Raw genomic sequence first — 1,834 nt, 5'->3', positions numbered from 1 at the left:
CGCGCCTCCACCTCGTTGCCGGCACGCGCCAGCACGGCGCCGGCGGCATCCGTGACCGCCGCCCCCACCGGCACCTCGCCGCGCGCCGCCGCGGCGCGCGCCTCCTCCAGCGCGATCTCCATCGGGCTCATGCGTCCAGCCCCTCAAGCGCCGGGCGCCGGCATCTGCCGGCTCGGCTGGCCCGATGCTTGCCGCGACACGGCGTGAAGGTCTAGCAACCCTCCATGCCCAAGCGCCCCGTGATCGGCGTCACCCTGGATGCGGAACCGGCCGGCGGCTGGTCGAAGCTGCCCTGGTACGCGCTGCGCCAGAACTACTTCCACGCCGTCATCCAGGCCGGCGGCCTGCCCGTCGCGCTGCCGCACCACCCCGAGCTTGCCGCCGACTACCTCGACGCGCTGGACGGCCTGCTGGTGACCGGCGGCGCCTTCGACGTGGACCCGGCGCTATGGGGTGGCGGCCCGCCGCACCCGAAGGTCACGCTGAAGCCCGGCCGCACCGATTTCGAACTGGCCGCGGTGCGGGAGGCGCTGCGGCGCGACATGCCGGTGCTCGGCATCTGCGGCGGCCAGCAGCTGCTGGCGGTCGCCTTCGGCGGCACGCTGATCCAGCACATCCCGGACGAGGTGGAAGGCGCGCTGCCGCATGAGCAGCCGAACCCGCGCACCGAGCCCGGCCATGCCGTGGACGTCGCCGGCGGCACGCTGCTCGCTGCGATCGTCGGCGCCACGCGCCTGGCGGTGAACAGCGCGCACCACCAGGCCGTGGCGACGCCCGGGCCCGGCGCGGTGGTCAACGCGCTGGCGCCGGACGGCGTGGTGGAGGGCGTGGAGCATCCTGGCTACCGCTTCGCGCTGGGCGTGCAGTGGCACCCCGAATACGCCGTGGACCCGCGCGATCCCAGCATCTTCGCGGCCTTCGTCCGGGCGGCAGGCCGATGAGCGACGAGGACGACGACGCGCCCGCCGAATCCGGCGACGATCCGAAGCGCGGCGAGCGCATCGCCAAGTGGCTGGCCCGCGCCGGCATCGCCTCCCGTCGCGATGCGGAGAAGCTCATCGCCGAGGGCAAGGTCAAGCTCAACGGCAAGGTCGTGGAGTCGCCCGCCACCTTCGTCGCGCAAGGCGACCGCGTCGCCGTGGAGGGCAAGCCGGTCGCCGCGCCGGAACGCACGCGGCTGTTCCGCTACCACAAGCCGGACGGGCTGGTGACCACGCATCGCGACCCCCAGGGGCGCCCGACGGTGTTCGAGAAGATGCCGCCGGCCATGCCCCGCGTGGTTTCCATCGGCCGGCTCGACATCACCTCCGAAGGGCTGCTGCTGCTGACGAACGACGGCGAGCTGGCGCGCCGGCTGGAGCTGCCCTCCAACGGCTGGCTGCGCCGATACCGCGTGCGCGTGCACGGCCCGGTGGACGAGCGCGCGCTGGCCCATCTCGCGCGCGGCATCACCATCGAGGGCGTCGCCTATGGCCCGATCGAGGCCGGGCTCGATTCCCGCCAGGGCGCCAATGCCTGGCTCACGGTCAGCCTCAAGGAAGGCAAGAACCGCGAGGTCCGCCGCGTCATGGCGCATCTCGGCCTACAGGTGACGCGGCTAATCCGCGTGGCCTATGGCCCCTTCCAGCTCGGCGCGCTGCCGCGCGGCGGGGTGGAGGAGGTGCATCCGCGCATCCTGCGCGAGCAGCTGGGCATCGGAGAGAAGCCGCAGCGCCGCCGCGGCCGCGACGCGGCAGGGGCGCCCCCGCCGGAAACGCCGCCGCCAACGCCCCCACAGGCGCCGAAGCCGCCGGGCCGTGGCCGCACCATCCCGCGCGCCCGCAACGCCGAACCC

2 protein-coding genes and 1 pseudogene are annotated in these 1,834 nt (G+C 74.3%); 2 read left to right on the top strand and 1 reads right to left on the bottom strand.

Going from position 1 to position 1,834, the window contains the following annotated elements; genetic code table 11:
* Positions 1-122, bottom strand: a pseudogene (locus tag OZN99_RS30855) (nucleoside deaminase); the annotation flags it as partial.
* Positions 123-224: 102 nt separating this feature from the next.
* On the opposite strand from OZN99_RS30855, the gene OZN99_RS30850 reads away from it, so the two are divergent.
* Both OZN99_RS30850 and OZN99_RS30845 read left to right on the top strand, forming a co-directional pair.
* Positions 225-941: a gamma-glutamyl-gamma-aminobutyrate hydrolase family protein gene (locus OZN99_RS30850; RefSeq protein WP_270939024.1), complete on the top strand. Its 717-nt coding sequence runs from the start codon at positions 225-227 to the stop codon at positions 939-941.
* Positions 938-1,834, top strand: an 897-nt coding sequence (locus tag OZN99_RS30845) for a pseudouridine synthase (RefSeq protein WP_270939023.1), incomplete at its 3' end; no start/stop codon positions are given. The genes OZN99_RS30850 and OZN99_RS30845, both read left to right, overlap by 4 nt.

It is taken from the genome of Falsiroseomonas oryzae (assembly GCF_027856955.1).
GTDB classification, from domain to species: domain Bacteria; phylum Pseudomonadota; class Alphaproteobacteria; order Acetobacterales; family Acetobacteraceae; genus Falsiroseomonas; species Falsiroseomonas oryzae.
This window is presented reverse-complemented; position numbering and strand designations above follow the sequence as displayed.

Bases quoted from the DNA above. Each gene is read 5' to 3' on its own strand.
- OZN99_RS30850 (WP_270939024.1), top strand. From the start codon at position 225: ATGCCCAAGCGCCCCGTGATCGGCGTCACCCTGGATGCGGAACCGGCC.